The organism is Pseudomonas sp. SID14000, from assembly GCF_002165135.1.
Taxonomy (GTDB): domain Bacteria; phylum Pseudomonadota; class Gammaproteobacteria; order Pseudomonadales; family Pseudomonadaceae; genus Aquipseudomonas.
On sequence record NZ_NFZQ01000021.1, the window covers coordinates 25,272 to 46,921 of the forward strand.

Below are 21,650 nucleotides of genomic sequence, written 5' to 3' on the forward strand. Positions count from 1 at the left end.
CGGTCAACGAGCTAGAGCGAGAGATTTGATATGAGCCTGAATCCAAGAGACGTGGTGATTGTCGACTTCGGTCGCACGCCGATGGGCCGCTCCAAGGGTGGCATGCACCGCAATACCCGCGCCGAAGACATGTCGGCACACCTGATCAGCAAGCTGCTGGAACGCAACGACAAGGTCGACCCGAAAGAGGTTGAGGACGTGATCTGGGGCTGCGTCAACCAGACCCTCGAGCAGGGCTGGAACATTGCCCGCATGGCCTCGCTGATGACCCAGATCCCGCACACTTCCGCAGCGCAGACCGTCAGCCGCCTGTGCGGCTCGTCGATGAGCGCGCTGCACACCGCCGCCCAAGCGATCATGACCGGCAACGGTGATGTATTCGTGGTCGGTGGCGTGGAGCACATGGGCCACGTCAGCATGATGCATGGTGTCGACCCCAACCCGCACCTGTCCTTGCACGCCGCCAAGGCGTCCGGGATGATGGGCCTGACTGCGGAAATGCTCGGCAAGATGCACGGCATCACCCGTGAGCAGCAGGACCTGTTCGGCCTGCGTTCGCACCAGTTGGCCCACAAGGCCACGGTCGAAGGCAAGTTCAAGGACGAAATCATCCCGATGCAGGGCTATGACGAGAATGGTTTCCTGAAGGTGTTCGATTTCGACGAAACCATTCGCCCGGAGACCACCCTCGAAGGCCTGGCGTCGCTGAAGCCGGCATTCAACCCGAAAGGCGGTACCGTCACTGCCGGTACCTCGTCGCAGATCACCGACGGTGCGTCGTGCATGATCGTCATGTCCGGCCAGCGCGCCATGGACCTGGGTATCCAGCCATTGGCGGTCATTCGTTCCATGGCGGTGGCCGGTGTCGACCCCGCGATCATGGGCTACGGCCCGGTGCCGTCGACCCAGAAGGCCCTCAAGCGTGCTGGCCTGACCATGGCCGACATAGACTTCATCGAGCTCAACGAAGCCTTCGCCGCACAGGCCCTGCCAGTGCTGAAAGACTTGAAAGTACTCGACAAGATGGATGAGAAGGTTAACCTGCACGGCGGCGCCATTGCCTTGGGCCATCCGTTCGGTTGCTCCGGGGCCCGGATTTCCGGCACCCTGCTCAACGTCATGAAGCAGAATGGCGGTACCCTGGGTGTGGCGACCATGTGCGTCGGCCTCGGCCAAGGTATCACCACTGTCTTCGAGCGCGTCTGATCGCGTAGCGGGACAGCGACCGGGGCCTTGTGCCCCGGTTTTGTTTTTTTCAGGTTTTATTCAAGAGGGTGGGCAACATGCAGATACAACCAGGCGTATACCGGCATTACAAAGGGCCTGAGTACCGTGTCTTCAGTGTTGCGCGGCACTCCGAGAGCGAAGAGTGGATGGTGTTCTACCAATGCCTGTATGGTGATTACAGCTTCTGGGTACGGCCACTTTCGATGTTCCAGGAGTCCGTCGAGGTTGACGGCGAGCAGGTGCCACGCTTTGCTTTGGTCAAGGCCGAAGAAGGGCTGTCCGGGTTGCTGGGCAAGTCGCACGAGTGATAGTCCGAACTTGACCTCACACTTTTGCCACTATATATAGCGGTGCCGCGTCTGGCACCTGACGCGTTTTTCATCTTCAGATTCAGGAATACTCCGATCCATGGGCAAATCGCTGGTCATTGTGGAATCCCCGGCCAAGGCCAAGACCATCAACAAGTACCTGGGCAACCAGTACGTGGTGAAGTCGAGTATCGGCCATATCCGAGACCTCCCCACCAGCGGTTCGGCCAGCGCCAGCAAAGAGCCGGCCGCCAAGCGTGGCAAGGCCGCGGGTGAGGCTCCGGCCCTGTCGCCCAAGGAAAAGGCACGCCGCCAGCTGGTGGCACGCATGGGCGTCGATCCCGAGCATGGCTGGAAGGCCAAGTACGAGATCCTGCCTGGCAAGGAAAAGGTGATCGAAGAGCTGCGCCGCCTGGCCAAGGATGCCGACACCATCTATCTCGCAACCGACTTGGACCGCGAAGGGGAAGCCATTGCCTGGCACCTGCGCGAGGCCATCGGTGGTGATGACACCCGCTACAAGCGCGTGGTGTTCAACGAAATTACCAAAAAGGCCATTCAGGATGCCTTCTCGCAGCCGGGCGAGCTGGATATTGACCGGGTCAACGCCCAGCAGGCCCGGCGCTTCCTCGATCGCGTGGTCGGCTACATGGTTTCGCCGCTGCTGTGGGCCAAGATCGCCCGTGGCCTGTCCGCCGGCCGTGTACAGTCGGTGGCAGTGAAGCTGGTGGTGGAGCGCGAGCGCGAAATCCGCGCGTTCATCCCGGAAGAGTACTGGGAAATCCACGCCGACCTCGGCACCGCCAAGAACGCCAAGGTGCGTTTCGAGGTGGCGCGCGAGAAGGGTGAAGCCTTCAAGCCGCTGAACGAAGCCCAGGCCATGGCGGCGCTGGAGAAGCTCAAGGCGTCCAGCTACAGCGTGGTCAAGCGCGAAGACCGTCCGACCAGCAGCAAGCCGTCGGCACCTTTCATTACCTCCACACTGCAGCAGGCAGCCAGCAATCGCCTGGGCTTCGGTGTGAAGAAAACCATGATGATGGCCCAGCGCTTGTACGAAGCCGGCTACATCACCTACATGCGTACCGACTCGACCAACCTGTCGGCCGACGCCTTGGACATGGCTCGCAGCTACATCGAGCGCGAGTTCGGCAAGCAGTATCTGCCTGAGGCGCCGCTGGTGTATGGCAGCAAGGAAGGTGCTCAGGAAGCGCACGAGGCGATTCGTCCTTCCGATGTGAATACCCACCCCACCAAGCTCAGTGGCATGGAGCGCGACGCCGAGCGCCTGTACGAGCTGATCTGGCGCCAGTTCCTGGCCTGCCAGATGCCGCCAGCGCAGTACCTGTCCACCAGCGTCACCGTGGCTGCGGGCGATTTCGAGCTGCGTGCCAAGGGCCGCATCCTCAAGTTCGACGGTTACACCCGTGTGCTGCCGCAGCAGAGCAAGCCGGGCGAAGACGACGTGTTGCCGGAAATGGTCCAGGGCGAAGCGCTGAAGCTGATCCAGATCGACCCGAGCCAGCACTTCACCAAGCCGCCGGCGCGCTTCACCGAAGCCAGCCTGGTCAAGGAAATGGAAAAGCGCGGCATCGGCCGCCCGTCTACCTATGCGGCGATCATCTCGACCATTCAGGATCGTGGCTATGTGACCCTGCACAACCGCCGCTTCTATTCCGAGAAGATGGGCGACATCGTCACCGAGCGCCTGTCCGAGAGCTTCTCCAACCTGATGGACTACGGCTTTACCGCCGACATGGAAGAGAACCTCGACGACGTGGCCCAGGGCGAGCGTGACTGGAAGAACGTGCTCGACGAGTTCTACGGCGACTTCAGCAAGAAGCTGCAGACTGCCGAGTCCAGCGAAGACGGCATGCGCGCCAACCAACCGACCATGACCAACATTCCGTGCAAGGAGTGTGGCCGGCCGATGATGATCCGCACCGCCTCTACCGGCGTGTTCCTCGGTTGCTCGGGCTATAGCCTGCCGCCAAAAGAGCGCTGCAAGGCCACCGTCAACCTGGTGCCGGGCGACGAGATTGCCGCTGACGACGAGGGCGAGTCGGAGTCCCGCGTGCTGCTGGGCAAGCACCGCTGCCCGATCTGTGCCACGGCGATGGATGCCTACCTGCTGGATGAGAAGCACAAGCTGCACATCTGTGGTAACAACCCGGATTGCACCGGCTACGAGATCGAGGAAGGCAACTACCGCATCAAGGGCTACGAAGGGCCGAGCCTGGAGTGCGACAAGTGCGGCAGCGAGATGCAGCTGAAGACTGGCCGCTTCGGCAAGTTCTTCGGTTGCACCAATCCGTCGTGCAAGAACACCCGCAAGTTGCTCAAGAGCGGCGAGGCGGCGCCGCCGAAGATGGACAAGGTGGACATGCCAGAGCTTAGGTGCGAGAAGGTCGACGATACCTACGTGCTGCGTGATGGCGCTTCGGGGTTGTTCCTGGCCGCCAGCCAGTTCCCCAAGAACCGCGAAACCCGTGCACCGCTGGTGCTGGAGATCGTGCCGCACAAACATGAGATCGACCCGAAGTACCACTTCCTGTGCGATGCGCCGCAGAAAGACCCGGAAGGCCGTCCGGCGGTGATCCGCTACAGCCGCAAGACCAAGGAGCAGTACGTGCAGTCCGAGGTTGATGGCAAGCCGACTGGCTGGAAGGCGTTCTACGACGGCAATGCGTGGAAGGTTGAAGACAAGCGCTGATCTGTCAGTGCTGTAATTGGGGCCGCTTCGTGCCCCTTCGCGGGCGTGCCCGCTCCTACAGGTACAGCGCAGGCCTTGGGCTTGATGCAATTCCTGTGGGAGCGGGCACGCTCGCGAAGGGGCGCAAAGCGGCCCCAATCATTTATGATGCAGCTATCCGCCTTGCAGCCTCATGGGAGGGCACTGAAATGGCCCAGGAACTCTACACCCGCACCAATCAGAAACTGTTCTTTGCCGGCCTCGCCCTGGAGTCCATGGCCAAGGCCGAGCAAAGCCAGGCCATGAATGCCCAGGGCCTGGTCCAGGCCGAACGCGAGTCGGCGCTGTTCCACCTGTACGGCGCGCTGCTGGGCCTTTGCCATGAAATTGGTGGCTTCTACCGGCTGCCGGCCGTTGCAACGGTCGAGCAAGCACTGGCTGACGAGGCCCTGAACGGCATCACTATTCCGGAAGTGGCCGAACTGCTGGAGCTGGCCCGCCAGCGCGAAACCTGGCTGGCGCAAATGCTCGGTGCTTATGCCGATTTGTTCCGACCACCGGTCGCGAAAAAAGCGTCGAAAACCGACGTCACCCAGCCATTGATCCAGGCGGTCAATCTCGATGAGCCCGAGCATCCGGCGCTGTCGCGTGCCGAACTGGAAAGTTGGCGCAGTAACCTCAAAGGCCTGGTGCGACGTTTCCGCGACGCGTTGAGTGAGTGCTGATAGCTGCTACGGCTGGTACAATAGCGGCCTTTCGCGGAGAACTGCCATTTATGTCTACGTCGTTTCTGGAAATTGTCGAGTTGCCTGATGGCCGCATCGAACTGCGTCGTGCCGAGGATGAGGGCTCTCTGGTAACCCTGGATTTCTCGGAAGACGCCAAGGCGTTCCTGCAGGGCCAGCATGTGGAAGTGGCCAAGGCCATGCTCAGCGTGGGCGTGCAGATGGCCGGTCGCCTGATGGATGGCGAGCTTGAGCGTGATGAAGGGCCGCGTGTGCTGCACTGAGGTGCAGCAGGGCATCAGGTTTTATGCAGTGACAGGCAAAGCCTGAACATCAGCCGAGGCGGATGTTCAGGCTTTGTGCGTTTCCGGCGCCGGCGGCGCGCAGCAATTGCTGGCGTGCAGTGACGTTGAGGTTGCCCAGCCAGCTGACCACGGTGTGGCTGCGGCCCAGGCGCAAGGCTTCGCAGGCCAGTTGAAGCGGGCTTTGATTGCCACGCGGTTGCAGCAGCAGGATACGTTCACGGTTGAGCCCGGCATCGCGTAGCCAGGCCTGGGTCAGGCTCGACGGTGGGGCGATCAGGGTCAGCCAGCGGGTTTCGTCCTCTTCGCTCAGTTCGCGCAGCACTGGTGCCAGCAGGCTTTGGCAGTGCCCGGGCGCTCCGCGCAGCGACAGTTCGCTGAACAGCTCGGGCTGGCTACTCTTGCGCGTTACTTCGCTGGCCTTCAGGCCAGGCAGTACGGGCTGGGCGAGGAATGCTTCGAACAATGGCAACTGGGCTTGCTCGGGTGCGTGAATGAACTGCTGCATGACGCCTCCTGGATCAGCGGCGAATGACGCCGACGCTCAAGCCCTCGATCACCAGCTCCTGTTCTTTCAGGTCGACTTCGATGGGGGCGAATTCGGGGTTCTCGGCAAGCAGCCAGACCTTGCTACCTTCGCGCTTGAAGCGCTTGACGGTGACTTCGTCGCCGATACGGGCCACGACGATCTGGCCGTTTCGGGCTTCGCGGCAGGTGTGCACTGCAAGCAGGTCGCCGTCGAAGATGCCGACATCCTTCATGCTCATACCGTGTACGCGCAGCAGGTAGTCGGCCTGGGGGTGGAAGAAGTCGGGGTTGATGTTGCAGGATTGCTCAATGTGCTGTTCGGCAAGGATCGGCGCACCAGCGGCAACCCGGCCGATGATCGGCAGGCCGCTTTCTTCGGTCTTGGCTTCCAGGCCAGGGATCCGAATGCCGCGGGAGGCGCCCGGGGTCATCTCGATCGCACCCTTGCGGGCGAGGGCCTTGAGGTGCTCCTCGGCGGCGTTGGGCGACTTGAAGCCCAGCTCCTGAGCGATCTCGGCGCGCGTCGGCGGGAAGCCGTTGTCTTCCAGGCAACGCTTGATGAACGCGAGAATTTCGGCTTGGCGTGGCGTCAGTTTCAACATGGTGGGCGCTCTGTCTTTTTGTACAGTGACTGGAATTATATACAGTACTGTATGCGCTGCAAGCCAAAACCTGCAATAAACAGCGGGAATGTCGCTTGCAGCGACCCGTCTGGCGCATTTAAATGGCGACCGACCGGTCACCGAGAGCCTTGACAGAAGCAGGGCTGAAACGTATGTTTCAAACACCTGTTTGTCTGGCGGAGTAGTCGGAGTAGTCATGGCCCAATCGGAAACCGTTGAACGCATTCTCGATGCTGCCGAGCAGCTGTTCGCGGAAAGGGGGTTCGCAGAAACCTCGTTGCGGCTGATTACCAGCAAGGCCGGGGTCAACCTGGCGGCGGTCAACTATCACTTCGGTTCCAAGAAGGCCTTGATCCAGGCGGTGTTCTCGCGCTTCCTCGGGCCGTTCTGCGCCAGCCTCGAACGTGAACTGGAGCGGCGCCAGGCCAAGCCGGAGCAAAAGCCCAGCCTCGAAGAGCTGCTGGAAATGCTGGTGGAGCAGGCTTTGGCCGTGCAGCCGCGCAGCAACAATGACCTGTCGATCTTCATGCGTCTGCTGGGCCTGGCTTTCAGTCAGAGCCAGGGCCACCTGCGGCGCTACCTGGAAGACATGTACGGCAAGGTGTTTCGTCGCTACATGCTGCTGGTCAACGAGGCCGCGCCGCGCATCCCGCCGCTGGAACTGTTCTGGCGCGTGCATTTCATGCTCGGTGCCGCCGCTTTCAGTATGTCCGGCATCAAGGCCCTGCGGGCGATTGCCGAGACCGATTTCGGCATCAATACCTCGATAGAGCAGGTGATGCGCCTGATGGTGCCGTTCCTGGCTGCGGGCATGCGTGCCGATAGCGGTGTTACCGACGACGCCATGGCCACCGCGCAACTGCGCCCGCGCGCCAAGACCAGCGCAAGCGCTACCACCGCCAAGGCTTGAAGACTGGGCGGGGCAGGGCGCTTCGGCTAAGCTAGCGCCCATGCCTGACCTCGACTTCCTGCACATTTCCCTCGCCGACCAGCACCTTTATGGCTTTGCCCATGGCCAGCTGCGCGTACGCCTGCCGGTTTCCACGGCGCGCAACGGCGCCGGCGAGCGCAATGGCTCGGGCTGCACGCCGTGTGGCTTGCACCAGGTGCGGGCGAAGATCGGTGCGGGCTTGCCGCTGAATGCGGTATTGGTCGGGCGACGCTGGACCGGTGAGGTGTGGTCCCCAGTCTTGCATGCGCAATATCCCGGTCGGGACTGGATCCTTACCCGCATTCTCTGGCTCAGTGGCTGTGAGCCGGGTGTAAACCGCCTTGGCGCGGTCGACACCTTCCGCCGTCATATCTACTTGCACGGCACCCCGGATACGGAACCCATGGGCGTAGCGCTGTCCCATGGTTGCATACGTCTGCGCAACACCGATTTGCTAAGCCTGTTCGAGCAGGTGCCGGCCCATTGTCCGGTGCGCATCGAGCAGGCCGCCTGCCCCCAGTGGGCTTCTCTCAGTCTTCAATGAAGGATTACCCATGACTGTCAGCCTGCAAGGCTCCCTGATGGTGGATATCGCCGGTAAATGGCTGACCGCCGAAGACCGTCACCTGCTGCGCCAGCCTGAAGTGGCCGGCCTGATCATCTTTGCCCGGAACATCGACAGCCCGCGCCAGGTGCGTGAGCTGTGCGCGTCGATCCGCGCCATCCGCCCCGACTTGATCCTGGCGGTGGACCAGGAGGGCGGCCGCGTGCAGCGCCTGCGCCAGGGCTTTGTACGCCTGCCGGCCATGCGTGCGCTGGCCGACAATGACAACGCCGAGTACCTGGCCGAGCAGTGCGGTTGGTTGATGGCGACCGAGGTGCTGGCGGTTGGCCTGGACCTCAGCTTTGCCCCGGTACTCGACCTGGACCACCAGCGCAGCGCCGTGGTGGGCAGCCGCGCCTTCGAGGGGGACCCGCTGCGGGCCACGCAACTGGCCGGGGCGTTCATTCGTGGCATGAATGCGGCGGGCATGGCGGCCTGTGGCAAACACTTCCCGGGGCATGGCTGGGCCGAAGCGGACTCGCATGTGGCCATCCCCACCGATGAGCGCAGCCTCGAGCAGTTGCGCCAGGCCGACCTGGTGCCGTTCACCCGCCTGAGCGGGCAGTTGGCGGCAGTGATGCCGGCGCACGTCATCTATCCGCAGGTCGACAACCAGCCGGCTGGCTTCTCGCGGCGCTGGTTGCAGGACATCCTGCGTGGCGAGCTGGGCTTCGACGGGGTGATTTTCAGTGACGATTTGTCGATGGCCGGCGCACATGTTGTCGGGGATGCGGCCAGTCGGATCGAGGCGGCGTTGAGCGCCGGTTGTGACATGGGCCTGGTGTGCAATGACCGGGCGGCGGCGGAGCTGGCGCTGAGTGCGGCGCAGCGGATGAAGGTCAAGCCGTCGCCGCGGATTGCGCGGATGCGTGGGCAAGGGTTTGCGCGGACGGATTATCGCCAGCAGCCGCGGTGGCTGGAGGCGTTGGGGGCGTTGCGGGAGGCGCAGCTGGTCGATTGACCGCGTCGGCCCCTTCGCGGGCATGCCCGCTCCCACAGGTGCTGTGCTGGTTTCGAAATTAGTGTTGTACCTGTGCTGGCCTCTTCGCGGGTGAACCCGCTCCCACAGATACAGCACCGCCCTTGAGGGCACTGATATCCCTGTGGGAGCGGGTTTACCCGCGAAGAGGCCGGCACAGGCAGCGAAGGCTTCTGGGCTACCGCCCGCGCTTCCCGGGCAGCGGCGCAAACAGCGCTTCGATCTCTTCATCCCCCAGTCGCCATTGCCCGGCCTGCCCGCCATCGAGCAGGCTCGCCGCAAGCGCCGCCTTCTCCTGCTGCAACAGCTGGATCTTTTCTTCCACCGTTCCCCGGGTGATCAGCTTGAACACGAACACCGGCTTGTCCTGGCCGATGCGGTAGGCGCGATCGGTGGCCTGGTTCTCGCTGGCCGGGTTCCACCAGGGGTCGAAGTGGATCACCGTGTCTGCAGCCGTCAGGTTCAACCCCACGCCACCCGCCTTGAGGCTGATCAGGAACACTTCGCTGTCACCCTGCTGGAATTGCTGTACCGGCGTACGTCGGTCGCGGGTGTCGCCGGTCAGCAGGCTGTAGCGGATCTTGCGCTTTTCCAGCTCCTGCTCGATCAACGCCAGCATCGAGGTGAACTGCGAGAACAAAAGCACCCGGCGCCCTTCGCTCAGCAGCTCTTCGAGCATTTCCAGCAGCGCGCCCAGTTTGCCCTTGTCGGCCTGGTTGCCTTTGCTTTCCACCCCTTTGACCAGGCGCAGGTCGCAGCACACCTGGCGCAGCTTGAGCAGGGCGTCGAGGATGATGATCTGGCTGCGCGCGGCGCCATTGCGGGCGATTTCATCGCGGACTTTCTTGTCCATGGCCACCCGCACGGCCTCGTAGGTGTCGCGCTGGGCATCGCTAAGCTCGACCCAATGCACCATCTCGGTCTTGGCCGGCAGCTCGGTGGCCACCTGTTCCTTGGTGCGGCGCAGCAGGAACGGGCGTATGCGGCTGGCAAGGTGGGCCATGCGCTCGCTGTCGCCGTGGCGCTCGATCGGTGTGCGATAGTCCTGGTTGAAGCGCTTCAGGTCACCTAGCCAGCCAGGCATGAGGAAGTGGAAAATCGACCACAGCTCGCCCAGGTTGTTTTCCATTGGCGTGCCGGTCAGGCAGACGCGCTGATTGGCCCGCAGTTCGTAGACGGCGAGGGCGGCCTTGCTGGTGCTGCTCTTGATGTTTTGCGCCTCGTCCAGCACCAGCACATGCCAGGCCTGGGCGCGCAGGTGCTCGAGGTCGCGCGGCACCAGGGCATAGGTGGTGAGGACCAGGTCGTATTCGTGCAGTTTGGCGAAATGCTTGCTGCGCCCCGGGCCTTGCAGGGCCAGCACGCGCAGCCCGGGGGCGAAGCGCTGGGCTTCGTCCAGCCAGTTGGGCACCAGGCTGGTCGGCATCACCGCCAGGGCTGGTGCGCTCAGGCGCCCCGACTGTTTCTCCAGCAGCAGGTGTGCCAGTGCCTGCAGGGTCTTGCCCAGCCCCATGTCGTCGCCGAGGATGCCGCCGGTGCCCATCTCGCGCAGCGCCTGCAGCCAGTTCAGGCCTTGTTGCTGGTAAGGGCGCAGGCTGGCCTGCAGCCCGGTCGGCGGTTCTACCTGCAATTCACGGGCATCGCCCAGGCGACGGCCCAGATCGCGCACGTGCTCGCCACCCTCCCAATGCAGGGGCAGGCCGTCGATGTCGTTCAGGCGTGCAGCATCGGCGCGGTCCAGGCGCAGGGACGGACCTGCGGCGTCTTCGTGCAGGTACAGCTCGCCCAGAGTGCCCATCACTGCCTTGATGCGGCCATAGGGCAAGGCAACGCGCAGGGCCGGGGCATCGAGGCGGCCGCGGTTTAGGTCGATCAGCAGGTGCTCATCGTCACTGCGCCGGGCCAGTTCGCTGGGGCGCAGCAGTTCCGGGTTGCTGCGCAACAGTTGCAGCACGATCGGCAGCAGGCTGTGGCGCTGGCCATCGACCACGATGCCCAACTCCAGGTCGAACCATTCATGGCCGGGCGCTTCGTCGATGGTCGCGTACCAGTCGTCCACCTCCTGAAGGTTGAAGGCGAAGTCGCGGTGGATGTCGATGTCCCAACCGGCTTCGCGCAGGCGCGGCAGGCCTTCGCGGGCAAAGTGCAGCCAGGCTTCGTCATCGGGCAACTGGAGCATTTCGCCGGCGCTGTCAGGCAGGGCCTTGCTCTGCCGGGTGGCGGCCTTGAAACCGAGGTCGCGCAGCACTTTGCGTAGCGCCTGCTCGGCCTGGGGTTGGCGGCGGATGCGCTGGCTGGTGTCGCCGACCAGGCGGGTCAGCGGCTTGTCGTCGCTGCCGCTGGCGCGCAGGCCGTCGTAGTCGAATGCCAGCGCTGCACGGTGTTGCATCTGCCGTTGCATCCGCCCGGTCTTGGGCATGTAGGCGCTGAATTCGAGGCTGCCGAGGGTCAGGTGCGGCCTGGGTGGTAGGTCGTCGATGAGTTGTTCGTTCAGCGTGGTCGGCGTTGGGAGTTGGTGGTTCAAGGCGTTGAGCTTGTGGCTGAGGGGGACTACGAGGTGTTCCGGAACGTCAGGAGCGATGGTCAGTTGCAGGGCAATGTGCGAATCGAGTGAGTGTTCGATCTTGCCCACTTCACTGGTGGCGAAATTGAAATAGTAAAGGGGCAGTAGCGGAATCACGCAGTTCAGGGGCGTTTCGCCGTGATACCAGATGCCGCGATAGTGGCCGTTGTCCAGGCGTACCCAGCGGAATTCCGCCGCAAGCGCCGCACCCTCGCGCAGCATTGGCTTGTATTCGTCGTAAAGCATGCGACCGGTATCCAGGGCACGCTGGAACAATTCGCCGCCTTCACGGCCCTTGAGCTGGTAACCACGGTCCTGGCTGCCGACTTGATTCAGGGCCGAAAGCAGGCGCAGGATGCGGATATCCTCTTCCCTGACGAAGCGAGGGGGCTCGTACAGAAATTCATACAGTGACTGAACGCGGCTGTAGCGTATGCCGTTTTCTTCGCGGGTGCCTTTGCGCACTCGCAAGGCGCAGCCAGGCTCGTCGGTCAGCCTGAGCTGATAGCAGACCATGCGGCCGCGTTTGTCTTGCGCCTCGGCGGGTTCCTGAGCTGGCTGTTCCAGGCCCTTGAGCCAGCGTTGGAGGTTGGCCGGCAGTGTGTCACTGCCCTTGTCCCACGCGGCCTGCGGCTCGCTCAAAACGAACAAGGCAGCGGCGCAATGCTTGCAATTGTGTCCTACGGGGCAGCTGCACTGGCCGCGTACGTGGCAGCGGCCAGCCATGGCGGTGAGCGTGATCTTCTGGCGATACGGGCTGCCTTCGCTTCCGCGGCAGGTGGCTTCGATGAGCGGGCCACTGCATTTTTCGATTTCTACCCGGTCTTCCCGGGCGTAACGCTCACCGCGCTGCAGAACCGGGTCGGTGAACGACTGGGTCCAGTTCGGGTACTCGCGCAGCAGCTGGAGAGCGTCACGACTCATTGCATCACTGTTCCATCATCTCCGGGTCCATCACCGGCATTTTCGGCGTACCCGGTGGCGTCACCTTCAGCAGCACCGCCAGGTGCCCGCCGTCGAGGAAGGTCAGCTGGCCGCCCTTGACGTTGCTGTTGCTCTGCTTGAACTGCTCGCTTTGCAGCACGCTGCCGTTGCCGTCCAGCTGGTTGACCCAGAAGTTGGCCTCGACCGCGATGAAGCGGCCCTCGGCGATGCTCAGGTTGCCTTCGATGGGGAAGTGGCCGAACTGCTCGGCACCTTCGCCCAGGGCGATGCGGCTGGGCTCGCTGCCCACTTGCTGCTGCCAGGCCTTGTGCAGCAATACGGTGTAGTCGGCGGTGGCTTCCAGGCGGGTGGCTTCGTCTTCCAGCGCCAGGCGGCGCTCGGCGGCCTTCTCCAGACGTGGAGCACCGGCGCTCCAGTCTTCGGGAGCAAACGGGCTGGTGAAGGCGGGCACGCTGTTCTGCCGCACCAGGATCATTTCTACCTGATACAGGCCTTCGGCGAAGGCGGCCGGGGCGAATAGCGCCAGCAGCAGGGTCAGGCAACGGATGGCACGCATGGGTCTTCCTTAGGCAGGCTGTGGGGTCAGGCGCTCGAACAGCGCCTCCAGGGTATTGAAACGTTCGTCGGGGCGTTCCATAGGCACCAGGAAGCGGAACTGGGTGGCGCCTTCGAACTTGTAGCGTTTGGGCTGGCCCTGGATCAGCTTGATCAGGGTCAGCGGGTCGACCGGGGTCTCGGCCTCGAACTCGAGCTTGCCGCCGTTGGGGCCGGCGTCGACTTTCTTGATGCCGAGCTTTTCCGCTTGCAGCTTGAGCGAGGTCAGGCGCATCAGGTTCTTGGTCGGCTCGGGCAGCAGGCCGAAGCGGTCGATCATCTCGACCTGCAGGTCCTTGAGGCCTTCTTCGTCGGCGGCCGAGGCAATGCGCTTGTACAGGATCAGCCGCGCATGCACGTCTGGCAGGTAGTCCTCGGGGATCAGTGCCGGCAGGCGCAGGTTGATCTCCGGACCACCGCCCAGCGGCTGCTCGAGGTTCGGCTGGGTGCCCTTGCGGATCGCCTTGACCGCGCGCTCGAGCATTTCCATATAAAGGGTAAAGCCCACCGCCTGAATCTGCCCGCTCTGGCCTTCGCCCAGCAGCTCGCCGGCACCGCGAATCTCCAGGTCGTTGGTGGCCAGCACGAAGCCTGCACCGAGGTCCTGGGTGTTGGCGATCGCCTCCAGGCGTTTTTCGGCGTCGGCACTGACCTTCTGCCGGGTTGGCGTCAGCAGATAGGCGTAGGCCTGGTGGTGGCTGCGCCCCACCCGACCGCGCAACTGGTGCAGCTGGGCCAGGCCGAACTTGTCGGCGCGTTCGATGACGATGGTGTTGGCACTGGGCACGTCGATGCCGGTTTCGATGATGGTCGAGGCCACCAGCACGTTGAAGCGCTTGTGGTAGAAGTCGCTCATCACCTGTTCCAGCTCGCGCTCGCGCATCTGCCCATGGCCGATGCCGATGCGCGCCTCGGGCACCAGTTCGGCAAGGTCGGCCGCGCATTTCTCGATGGTTTTTACATCGTTGTGCAGGTAGTACACCTGGCCACCGCGCAGCAGCTCACGCAGCAGCGCCTCCTTGACCGTGCTCTTGTTCTGTTCCATGACGAAGGTGCGTACCGACAAGCGACGTGCCGGCGGCGTGGCGATGATCGACAGGTCGCGCATGCCCGCTACCGCCATGTTCAGCGTACGCGGGATCGGCGTGGCGGTGAGGGTGAGGATGTCCACCTCGCTGCGCAGGGCCTTGAGCTGTTCCTTCTGGCGCACGCCAAAGCGGTGCTCTTCGTCGATGATGGCCAGGCCCAGGTCCTTGAAACGCACATCGTCCTGCAGCAGCTTGTGGGTGCCGATGAGGATGTCGATCTTGCCTTCGGCCAGATCGGCGGCGGCGTTGGCCACTTCCTTGGCCGACTTGAAGCGGCTCATCACCTCCACGGTCACTGGCCAGTCGGCGAAGCGATCGCGGAAACTGTTGTAGTGCTGCTGGGCGAGCAGGGTGGTGGGCACCAGCACGGCCACCTGGCGGCCGCTGTGCACGGCGATGAACGCCGCGCGCATGGCCACTTCGGTCTTACCGAAGCCGACGTCGCCGCATACCAGGCGGTCCATAGGTTTGGGCGCCAGCATGTCGGTGCGCACGGCCTCGATGGCAGCCTGCTGGTCCGGGGTTTCCTCGAACGGGAAGCCGGCGCTGAAGGTGGCGTAGTCGGCGGACGGGTCGGCAAACGCATAGCCCTTGCGCGCGGCGCGGCGGGCATAGATGTCGAGCAGTTCGGCAGCCACGTCGCGCACCTGTTCGGCGGCCTTGCGCTTGGCCTTCTGCCAGGCCTCCGAGCCTAGCCGGTGCAGGGGTGCCAGGGCATCGTCGCTGCCCGTGTAGCGGGCAATCAGGTGCAGGTTGGCCACCGGCACGTACAGTTTGGCGCCCTCGGCGTATTCCAGGGTGAGGAATTCGGCGGCCTGGCCATCGATTTCCAGGGTGGCCAGGCCCAGGTAGCGGCCCACGCCATGGTCGATGTGCACCACCGGTGCGCCTTCGCGCAGCTCGGTGAGGTTCTTGATCACCGCGTCGTTGGCGGCTTCGCCGCGTTTGTCGCGGCGGCGGCGCTGCATGACCCGCTGGCCGAACAGCGGGCTTTCGGCAACCAGGGCGATGGCCGGATCGTCCAGCAGCAGGCCGTCGTCCAGCGGAGCGATGGTGATCGCCAGGCGCTCGCTGCCGGTGATGAAGTCGGCCCAGCCGTCGACGGTGTGCGGGCGCAGTTTCAGCCGTTCGAGCAGCTCCAGCAGTACTTCGCGACGTCCCGCCGATTCGGCGGTGAACAGCACGCGGCCGGGGAACTGGTCGAGGAAGTTGGCCAGTTCAGCCAAGGGCTGGTTGGCCTTGGCCTCGATTGCCAGGTTGGGCAGGGCGCGTGCGGGGAGGCGCTCGCGGCCCACGCCCGGGTCGAGGTCTTCGCTGCTGACCACCACCCGTGGCCATTGCTTGAGCCTGGCGAAGCAGTCTTCCACTGGCAGGAACAGCTCGGCTGGCGGCAGCAGCGGCCGGCTCAGGTCGCCACGGCGGTCTTCATAACGCCCGCGCACGTCGTTCCAGAAGTGTTCGGCGGCCTGTTCCACGCCGGGTAGCGAGAACACCTGGGTGTCGGCCGGCAGGTAGTCGAACAGGGTCGAGGTTTCTTCGAAGAACAGCGGTAGGTAGTACTCGATGCCGGCGGGGATGATGCCGCTGGCCAAATCCTGGAAGATCGCGCTGCGGCGGAAGTCGACGTCGAAGCGTTCGCGGAAGCGCGCCTTGAAGCGGGTGACTTCCTCTTTCTGCATCGGGAACTCGCGCGCCGGCAGCAGGCGCACCGAATCGACCTTGTCGATCGAGCGCTGGGTCTCGGGGTCGAAAGTGCGCAGCGTCTCGATCTCGTCATCGAACAGGTCGATGCGGTAGGGCAGTTTGCTGCCCATCGGGAACAGGTCGATCAGTGCGCCGCGTACGGCGAACTCGCCATGCTCGTAGACGGTGTCGACGCAGCGATAGCCACTGGCTTCCAGGCGTGTGCGCATCTGCTCCACGTCGATGGTCTGGCCCACATCCAGCACCAGGCTGCTGCCCAGCAGGAAACGGGTCGGCGCCAGGCGGTGCAGGGCGGTGGTGACCGGCACCACGAGGATGCCGTGGCTCAGCTCCGGCAGGCGGTAGAGGCTGGCGATGCGCTGGGAAATGATGTCCTGGTGCGGCGAGAACAGGTCGTAGGGCAGGGTTTCCCAATCGGGGAACGGCAGTACCGGCAGGTCCGGGGCAAAGAAACGAAGTTCCTGTTCCAGACGATCGGCTGCCTGGCTGTCGGCAGTCAGCAGCAAAGTGAAGCGGCCCGCGCTGCTGGCGGCCTCGGCGATGGCCAGGCTGAGGGCGGCACCGGGTAGATTGCCCCAGGTTTGTTTGCCGGCCGTGGCCGACATTTGCGGTAGGCGCAGAACTGACACGGGAGATTGCACTCCAAGCGTTGCGGCAAAGAGATCGATTGTACCGGTGACGATGCCGGCTGTCAGGTTCGAAAGGGCATGAACGCTGGCTTGCGTGGCCGCGACAGGCGCTCATTGCCGGTTACGCGTTGGGGCGTCATAATGTAGCCCCTTTTTTCTGTCCCTACATGTGGAAGGTTCCCGTGACTCAGAAGCCCGACCAGTGTCTTGGTGAGTGGATTGATCGTGAAGCCCTGGCTGAAGCGATGATCCCGCTTATCGGTCAGCTCTACCGCAACAACAATGTGGTGAGCTCGATTTATGGCCGTAGCCTGATCAACCGTTCGGTTATCTCGATCCTCAAGGCGCACCGCTTTGCGCGTCATCGTCAAGCCGACGAAACCGAACTGTCCGTCCACGAGACATTCCCCCTGCTCAAGGCCATGAGCGAGCTGAAACTGGGCGCCGCTTCGGTCGACCTGGGCAAGCTGGCCAACAAGTTCAAGCAGGAAGGCAATGGCCGTACTGCCGAGCAGTTCGTCCGTGAAGAACTGGCCGAGGTGGTTGGCCAGCAGAACGCTTCGGCGCGCAAAGGCACTGACGTTGTCCTGTACGGCTTCGGCCGCATCGGCCGCCTGCTGGCACGCATCCTGATCGAGAAGACCGGTGGTGGCGACGGCCTGCGCCTGCGCGCCATCGTCGTGCGCAAAGGCGCCGAGAACGACCTGGTCAAGCGTGCCAGCCTGCTGCGCCGTGACTCGGTGCACGGCCCGTTCGATGGCACCATCACCATCGACGAAGCCAACAACACCATCACCGCCAACGGCAACCTGATCCAGGTTATCTACGCCAAGAGCCCGAGCGAAGTCGACTACACCCAGTACGGCATCGAAAACGCGCTGATCGTCGACAACACCGGTGTATGGCGTGATGCCGATGGCCTGGGCCAGCACCTGGCCTGCCCGGGCGCTGCCCGTGTCATCCTCACCGCACCTGGCAAGGGCGCGCTGAAGAACATCGTGCACGGCATCAACCACGGTGACATCGCTGCCGATGACAAGATCATCTCGGCCGCTTCCTGCACCACCAACGCCATCGTGCCGGTGCTCAAGGCCATCAACGACCAGTACGGCATCGTCAACGGCCATGTCGAAACCGTTCACTCGTTCACCAACGACCAGAACCTGATCGACAACTTCCACAAGGGCAGCCGCCGTGGCCGTGCCGCGCCGCTGAACATGGTCATCACCGAAACCGGCGCCGCCACTGCTGCCGCCAAGGCACTGCCAGTGCTCAAGGGCAAGCTGACCGGCAACGCCATTCGCGTACCGACGCCGAACGTTTCGATGGCCATCCTCAACCTGAACCTCGAGAAGGCCACCAGCCGCGACGAGATCAACGAGTACCTGCGCCAGACCGCCATGCACTCGGAACTGCACAAGCAGATCGATTACGTCAGCTCGCAGGAAGTGGTTTCGACCGACTTCGTAGGTTCCCGCCACGCCGGTGTGGTTGACGCCGAAGCGACCATCGCCAACGACAACCGCGTTGTTCTGTACGTCTGGTACGACAACGAATTCGGTTACAGCTGCCAGGTGGTTCGCGTGATGGAAGAGATGGCCGGTGTGAACCCGCCAGCGTTTCCACGCTGATACGCTTGTAAGGCAATGAAAAAACGGGAACCTTCGGGTTCCCGTTTTTTTATCCAGAATTTTTGTTGCCTGTGCCGGCCTCTTCGCGGGTAAACCCGCTCCCACAGGGGCGCTTCGTCCTTGAGGGCGGTGGTAAACCTGTGGAAGCGGGTTTACCCGCGAAGAGGCCGGCACAGGCAACCGAGAACCCGAACCTTGCGCACTGCCTTGCTGTTCATCCTCATGCTGCTCACCGCCTGCAACCAGCCTCCCACCCTGGAGCGCCTGGGCGGCCCGACCATGGGCAGCAGCTATAGCATCCAGTACGTCCGCGAGCCCGGTGGGCCGGCGCCGGCCCAAGTGCAGGCGGCTGTCGAAAGCATCCTGCACGGCATCGACCAGCACTACTCGACCTACCGCGGCGACTCTACCGTCAGCCGCTTCAACCAGTTGCCCGCCAACCAGTGCCTGGTCCTGCCGCCCGACATGCTCGAACTGGTCAGCCTTGGTCAGCACCTGGCCGAGCAGAGTGATGGCGCCTTCGACCTCACCGTCGAACCCTTGCTCGACCTGTGGGGCTTCGGCCCCCAGGCCCGTCACGAGCAGGTGCCCGACCCGTTGGCTCTGGCCCAGGCACGCCGGCGTGTGGGTTACCGGCACTTGCACATCGACGGCCAGGCCCTGTGCAAGGACGCCCCGGTACAGCTCGACTTCAACAGCCTCGCCGCAGGCCATGCGGTCGACCTTGTTGCCGCTCGCCTGCAGGCCATGGGCGTGGCCAACTTCGTTGTCGAAGCCACCGGCGAGCTCAAGGCCGTCGGCCACAAACCCGATGGCAGCCCTTGGCGCATCGCCCTGGAGTTGCCGCGCGAAGACCGCCAGATCGCCCGCCAGATCATCCCGGTAAATGGCCTTTCAGTATCAACCTCGGGTGACTATCGGCACTATTTCGAGGAGAATGGCCGGCGCTATTCGCATACCTTCGATGCCCGTCTTGGGCGCCCGGTGCAGCACGACCTGGCCGCGGTCACCGTGCTCGATGCCTCGGCGCTGCAGGCCGACGGCTATTCGACGCTACTGTTGATCCTCGGCCCGGAACGTGGCTGGGATTTTGCCGTGGCGCATGGCTTGGCCGCGGTATTGGTGACTCGGGCCGTGGGTGGCTTCGTCTCTCGAGCTACGCCCGCCTTCGAACGGGCAGTGAAAGGCGAGTGAAAGCACAAGCAGGGATGATCGCCGCCAGGGAATGGTTCACACATGTAGTGCGGGCAAAATTGGCTTACGACGCGACCAAGGGTTAATGTGCGCGGCGTTCACGCTTGATTAGACTGCACCCGAATTTTCTCATGACGCCCCGGCGGCATGATCGCGCCCCGCGAGCGACCGTGGCTTGCGGGCCAGTTCTGAAGGAGTACGCATGGCTGTCTACAACTACGACGTAGTGGTGCTGGGTTCCGGCCCGGCCGGAGAAGGTGCGGCAATGAACGCCGCCAAAGCAGGGCGCAAGGTGGCGATGGTCGATAGCCGTCGTCAGGTCGGGGGCAACTGCACCCACCTGGGCACCATCCCGTCCAAGGCACTGCGTCATTCGGTGCGGCAGATCATGCAGTTCAACACCAACCCGATGTTCCGTGCCATTGGTGAGCCGCGCTGGTTCTCGTTCCCGGACGTGCTGAAAAGCGCCGAGAAGGTCATCGCCAAGCAGGTGGCGTCGCGCACCGGCTATTACGCACGCAATCGCGTGGATGTGTTCGTCGGCACCGGCAGCTTCGCCGACGAGCAAACCATCGAAGTGGTCTGCCCGAACGGTGTGGTGGAAAAGCTCAACGCCAAGCACATCATCATCGCGACCGGCTCGCGCCCGTACCGCCCGGCCGACATCGATTTCCACCACCCGCGTGTCTACGACAGCGACACTATCCTCAGCCTCAGCCACACACCGCGCAAGCTGATCGTGTACGGTGCCGGGGTGATCGGTTGCGAGTACGCCTCGATCTTCAGCGGCCTGGGCGTGCTGGTGGAGCTGGTGGATAACCGTGGCCAGTTGCTGAGCTTCCTGGACTCGGAGATCTCCCAGGCACTGAGCTATCACTTCAGCAACAACAACATCACCGTGCGCCACAACGAAGATTACGAGCGCGTCGAAGGCCTGGACAACGGGGTGATCCTGCACCTGAAGTCGGGCAAGAAAATCAAGGCTGACGCCTTGCTGTGGTGCAACGGCCGTACCGGCAACACCGACAAGCTGGGCCTGGAAAACATCGGCATCAAGGTTAACAGCCGTGGCCAGATCGAGGTCGACGAGGCCTATCGCACTAGCGTGCCGAACATCTATGGCGCTGGCGATGTGATTGGCTGGCCAAGCCTGGCCAGTGCTGCCCATGACCAGGGCCGTTCCGCAGCCGGCAGCATCGTCGACAATGGCAGCTGGCGCTTCGTCAACGACGTGCCGACTGGTATCTACACCATTCCGGAGATCAGCTCGATCGGCAAGAACGAGCAGGAACTGACCCAGGCCAAGGTGCCGTACGAAGTGGGCAAAGCCTTCTTCAAGAGCATGGCCCGGGCGCAAATCGCCGGTGAGCCGCAAGGCATGCTGAAGATCCTGTTCCACCGCGAAACCCTGGAAGTGCTGGGCGTACACTGCTTCGGCTACCAGGCTTCGGAAATCGTCCACATCGGCCAGGCGGTGATGAACCAGCCGGGCGAGCTGAACAACCTGAAGTACTTCGTCAACACCACATTCAACTACCCGACCATGGCCGAAGCCTATCGGGTAGCAGCCTACGATGGCCTGAACCGGCTTTTTTGAGCGGCTCCGACCGGTGGCCTGAGCCGGTCGGAGAGACCGATTTCAACCCTGCCCGAGGGTGGTCCTGGCCAAACCGGGAAAGTCTGTAATCAGGCTGTCCACACCAAAGTCAGCGAGCCGGCGCATCAGTGCCGGTTCGTTGACCGTCCACACCGACACGTGCAAACCCTGGGCCTGTGCCTTGAGCAGGCGCTCCGGGGTGCACAGTGTCCAGTTCAATGCCAGCAGCTCGCAACCATAGTTCTGGGCCACCTTCAACGGGTCGAGCCAGGCGTATTCGGCTACCAGCCCGCGTTTGACGTCCGGTACCAGTTCCAGGGCGGCACCCAGCACTTCGCGTGAGCTGGAGGTGATGGTCACCTTGTCCAGCAGCCCGTATTGCTGAGCCAGTTCGCGGATTGCCAGCACCATGGTGGCGGCGCGGGTGCGCGAGGCGCTCTTGACCTCCAGTTGCCAATGCTCGAACGGGCACTTCTGGAACAGTTCTTCCAGTCTCGGGATCGGGCAGGGCTGGACATGGCCCGGGCCGCCTTTGCGGGCATCGATCTTGACCAGGTCGGCGGCCGAGTGCTCGACCACCTTGCCGCGTTTGCCGGTGGTGCGCTTGAGGGTGGGGTCGTGGATCACCATCAGCTCGTTGTCGGCTGACAGGTGCAGGTCCAGCTCGCAGCGGGTCACGCCATGGGCGAGGCATTGCTGGAAGCTCTTCAGGGTATTCTCGGGCGCTTCGCCCTTGGCGCCGCGGTGGCCGTAGATCAGGGTCACGTTCGTTCCTTCAAATCAGAGAAA

At 63.3% G+C, this 21,650-nt stretch carries 17 protein-coding genes; 11 read left to right on the plus strand and 6 right to left on the minus strand.

Features of this window, described 5'->3' with window-relative positions; translation table 11 throughout:
• Nucleotides 1-30 precede the first annotated feature (30 nt).
• The 5 genes from fadA to CAY82_RS23545 all read left to right on the plus strand — a co-directional run bounded on the left by fadA (nucleotide 31) and on the right by CAY82_RS23545 (nucleotide 5,233).
• Nucleotides 31-1,206, plus strand: a complete 1,176-nt coding sequence (fadA, locus tag CAY82_RS23525) for an acetyl-CoA C-acyltransferase FadA (protein ID WP_013971712.1) — start codon at nucleotides 31-33, stop codon at nucleotides 1,204-1,206.
• Between the two features lie 77 nt (nucleotides 1,207-1,283).
• Complete coding sequence (locus tag CAY82_RS23530) at nucleotides 1,284-1,535, plus strand: DUF1653 domain-containing protein (protein ID WP_087503291.1); 252 nt, start codon at nucleotides 1,284-1,286, stop codon at nucleotides 1,533-1,535.
• 100 nt (nucleotides 1,536-1,635) lie between these two features.
• Nucleotides 1,636-4,245 carry a type I DNA topoisomerase gene (topA, locus tag CAY82_RS23535; RefSeq protein ID WP_087503292.1) on the plus strand — a complete coding sequence of 870 codons (2,610 nt, stop codon included), beginning with the start codon at nucleotides 1,636-1,638 and terminating at the stop codon, nucleotides 4,243-4,245.
• Nucleotides 4,246-4,433: 188 nt separating this feature from the next.
• Nucleotides 4,434-4,949, plus strand: coding sequence for a DUF6586 family protein (locus tag CAY82_RS23540; protein WP_087503293.1), 516 nt, complete (start codon nucleotides 4,434-4,436; stop codon nucleotides 4,947-4,949).
• 50 nt (nucleotides 4,950-4,999) lie between these two features.
• Nucleotides 5,000-5,233, plus strand: a complete 234-nt coding sequence (locus CAY82_RS23545) for a hypothetical protein (protein ID WP_004376430.1) — start codon at nucleotides 5,000-5,002, stop codon at nucleotides 5,231-5,233.
• A 49-nt stretch (nucleotides 5,234-5,282) separates the two neighbouring features.
• On the opposite strand, the gene sulA is transcribed toward CAY82_RS23545, so the two are convergent.
• Entirely contained in the window at nucleotides 5,283-5,759 is a 477-nt protein-coding gene (gene sulA, locus CAY82_RS23550) for an SOS-induced cell division inhibitor SulA (protein ID WP_087503294.1), read from the minus strand.
• 13 nt (nucleotides 5,760-5,772) lie between these two features.
• The gene (lexA, locus tag CAY82_RS23555; RefSeq protein ID WP_087503295.1) at nucleotides 5,773-6,381 is read right to left on the minus strand and encodes a transcriptional repressor LexA; all 609 of its coding nucleotides are present in this window, start codon (nucleotides 6,379-6,381) and stop codon (nucleotides 5,773-5,775) included.
• Between the two features lie 217 nt (nucleotides 6,382-6,598).
• On the opposite strand from lexA, the gene CAY82_RS23560 reads away from it, so the two are divergent.
• From CAY82_RS23560 to nagZ, 3 genes are read left to right on the plus strand one after another with little or no spacing between them, the layout of a single operon-like run.
• A complete protein-coding gene (locus tag CAY82_RS23560; protein WP_087503296.1) occupies nucleotides 6,599-7,312 on the plus strand; it encodes a TetR/AcrR family transcriptional regulator in 714 nt (237 codons plus the stop codon).
• Nucleotides 7,313-7,352: 40 nt separating this feature from the next.
• Nucleotides 7,353-7,877: a L,D-transpeptidase gene (locus tag CAY82_RS23565; RefSeq protein ID WP_087503297.1), complete on the plus strand. Its 525-nt coding sequence runs from the start codon at nucleotides 7,353-7,355 to the stop codon at nucleotides 7,875-7,877.
• Between the two features lie 22 nt (nucleotides 7,878-7,899).
• Nucleotides 7,900-8,898 (plus strand): beta-N-acetylhexosaminidase, encoded by a 999-nt coding sequence (gene nagZ / locus CAY82_RS23570; RefSeq protein WP_170931124.1) that lies wholly within the window; start codon nucleotides 7,900-7,902, stop codon nucleotides 8,896-8,898.
• 196 nt (nucleotides 8,899-9,094) lie between these two features.
• Here nagZ and CAY82_RS23580 read toward each other — a convergent pair whose 3' ends face one another.
• The 3 genes from CAY82_RS23580 to mfd are packed head-to-tail and all read right to left on the minus strand — an operon-like array spanning nucleotide 9,095 to nucleotide 16,439.
• Nucleotides 9,095-12,403, minus strand: coding sequence for a DEAD/DEAH box helicase (locus CAY82_RS23580; protein ID WP_087503299.1), 3,309 nt, complete (start codon nucleotides 12,401-12,403; stop codon nucleotides 9,095-9,097).
• A 4-nt stretch (nucleotides 12,404-12,407) separates the two neighbouring features.
• On the minus strand, nucleotides 12,408-12,980 hold the full coding sequence (locus CAY82_RS23585; RefSeq protein ID WP_087503300.1) for a CsiV family protein: 573 nt from the start codon (nucleotides 12,978-12,980) through the stop codon (nucleotides 12,408-12,410).
• A 9-nt stretch (nucleotides 12,981-12,989) separates the two neighbouring features.
• Nucleotides 12,990-16,439, minus strand: coding sequence for a transcription-repair coupling factor (gene mfd, locus CAY82_RS23590; protein ID WP_087503301.1), 3,450 nt, complete (start codon nucleotides 16,437-16,439; stop codon nucleotides 12,990-12,992).
• 167 nt (nucleotides 16,440-16,606) lie between these two features.
• Here mfd and CAY82_RS23595 point away from each other — a divergent pair, with 167 nt between their 5' ends.
• The 3 genes from CAY82_RS23595 (at nucleotide 16,607) to sthA (ending at nucleotide 20,861) form a co-directional block, all read left to right on the plus strand.
• Nucleotides 16,607-18,070: a glyceraldehyde-3-phosphate dehydrogenase gene (locus tag CAY82_RS23595; RefSeq protein WP_087503302.1), complete on the plus strand. Its 1,464-nt coding sequence runs from the start codon at nucleotides 16,607-16,609 to the stop codon at nucleotides 18,068-18,070.
• Between the two features lie 195 nt (nucleotides 18,071-18,265).
• Nucleotides 18,266-19,264 (plus strand): FAD:protein FMN transferase, encoded by a 999-nt coding sequence (locus CAY82_RS23600; RefSeq protein WP_087503303.1) that lies wholly within the window; start codon nucleotides 18,266-18,268, stop codon nucleotides 19,262-19,264.
• Between the two features lie 202 nt (nucleotides 19,265-19,466).
• Nucleotides 19,467-20,861 carry a Si-specific NAD(P)(+) transhydrogenase gene (gene sthA, locus CAY82_RS23605; RefSeq protein ID WP_087503304.1) on the plus strand — a complete coding sequence of 465 codons (1,395 nt, stop codon included), beginning with the start codon at nucleotides 19,467-19,469 and terminating at the stop codon, nucleotides 20,859-20,861.
• A 42-nt stretch (nucleotides 20,862-20,903) separates the two neighbouring features.
• Here sthA and CAY82_RS23610 read toward each other — a convergent pair whose 3' ends face one another.
• Nucleotides 20,904-21,626 carry a glycerophosphodiester phosphodiesterase gene (locus CAY82_RS23610; RefSeq protein WP_087503305.1) on the minus strand — a complete coding sequence of 241 codons (723 nt, stop codon included), beginning with the start codon at nucleotides 21,624-21,626 and terminating at the stop codon, nucleotides 20,904-20,906.
• Between the last annotated feature and the right edge of the window lie 24 nt (nucleotides 21,627-21,650).